This is a genomic window from Microbacterium sp. CFBP 8794 (assembly GCF_014841235.1).
In the GTDB taxonomy this organism is placed as follows: Bacteria; Actinomycetota; Actinomycetes; order Actinomycetales; family Microbacteriaceae; genus Microbacterium.
The window spans coordinates 1-1,874 of the sequence record NZ_JACYTT010000011.1 but is presented as its reverse complement, the minus strand read 5'-3'; the positions used below and the strand labels follow the sequence as shown (position 1 = coordinate 1,874).

At 54.8% G+C, this 1,874-nt stretch carries 1 rRNA gene; it reads left to right on the top strand.

Going from position 1 to position 1,874, the window contains the following annotated elements:
• Positions 1-244: 244 nt before the first annotated feature.
• A 16S ribosomal RNA gene (locus IFU19_RS16420) occupies positions 245-1,766 on the top strand.
• Positions 1,767-1,874: the final 108 nt, after the last annotated feature.

Genomic DNA, 1,874 nt, shown 5'->3' with positions numbered 1-1,874 from the left:
ATTGCCTCACGGGTAGGTCGAGAGATTGTTTCTGTGGGTGCGTCCGTTCCTTGAGAACTCAACAGCGTGCACTTGTCAAATGCCAATTTTATCCTCGTTGGTCTTCGGATCGCGAGAATTCCTTTGGATCAAAGTCCAATCCTCTTTTTGGGGGTTGGCATCTGGATAGTCAGTTTTGACTTCCTGTTTGGTCAGATTGAACTCGCTTGCCTTGACCTTATTCCGGTTGGGTGGGCATTTTTCTTTTACGGAGAGTTTGATCCTGGCTCAGGATGAACGCTGGCGGCGTGCTTAACACATGCAAGTCGAACGGTGAAGCCAAGCTTGCTTGGTGGATCAGTGGCGAACGGGTGAGTAACACGTGAGCAACCTGCCCTGGACTCTGGGATAAGCGCTGGAAACGGCGTCTAATACTGGATATGAGACGTGATCGCATGGTCGTGTTTGGAAAGATTTTTCGGTCTGGGATGGGCTCGCGGCCTATCAGCTTGTTGGTGAGGTAATGGCTCACCAAGGCGTCGACGGGTAGCCGGCCTGAGAGGGTGACCGGCCACACTGGGACTGAGACACGGCCCAGACTCCTACGGGAGGCAGCAGTGGGGAATATTGCACAATGGGCGGAAGCCTGATGCAGCAACGCCGCGTGAGGGATGACGGCCTTCGGGTTGTAAACCTCTTTTAGCAGGGAAGAAGCGAAAGTGACGGTACCTGCAGAAAAAGCGCCGGCTAACTACGTGCCAGCAGCCGCGGTAATACGTAGGGCGCAAGCGTTATCCGGAATTATTGGGCGTAAAGAGCTCGTAGGCGGTTTGTCGCGTCTGCTGTGAAATCCCGAGGCTCAACCTCGGGTCTGCAGTGGGTACGGGCAGACTAGAGTGCGGTAGGGGAGATTGGAATTCCTGGTGTAGCGGTGGAATGCGCAGATATCAGGAGGAACACCGATGGCGAAGGCAGATCTCTGGGCCGTAACTGACGCTGAGGAGCGAAAGGGTGGGGAGCAAACAGGCTTAGATACCCTGGTAGTCCACCCCGTAAACGTTGGGAACTAGTTGTGGGGACCATTCCACGGTTTCCGTGACGCAGCTAACGCATTAAGTTCCCCGCCTGGGGAGTACGGCCGCAAGGCTAAAACTCAAAGGAATTGACGGGGACCCGCACAAGCGGCGGAGCATGCGGATTAATTCGATGCAACGCGAAGAACCTTACCAAGGCTTGACATATACGAGAACGGGCCAGAAATGGTCAACTCTTTGGACACTCGTAAACAGGTGGTGCATGGTTGTCGTCAGCTCGTGTCGTGAGATGTTGGGTTAAGTCCCGCAACGAGCGCAACCCTCGTTCTATGTTGCCAGCACGTAATGGTGGGAACTCATGGGATACTGCCGGGGTCAACTCGGAGGAAGGTGGGGATGACGTCAAATCATCATGCCCCTTATGTCTTGGGCTTCACGCATGCTACAATGGCCGGTACAAAGGGCTGCAATACCGTGAGGTGGAGCGAATCCCAAAAAGCCGGTCCCAGTTCGGATTGAGGTCTGCAACTCGACCTCATGAAGTCGGAGTCGCTAGTAATCGCAGATCAGCAACGCTGCGGTGAATACGTTCCCGGGTCTTGTACACACCGCCCGTCAAGTCATGAAAGTCGGTAACACCTGAAGCCGGTGGCCCAACCCTTGTGGAGGGAGCCGTCGAAGGTGGGATCGGTAATTAGGACTAAGTCGTAACAAGGTAGCCGTACCGGAAGGTGCGGCTGGATCACCTCCTTTCTAAGGAGCATCTGGCATCACGGGTTCTTTGGAGCGTGTGGTGTCCAGGCGCCGGATCAGACCGAATGTGTCTGCCGGTAGCTCATGGGTGGAACATTTGATGAGGTG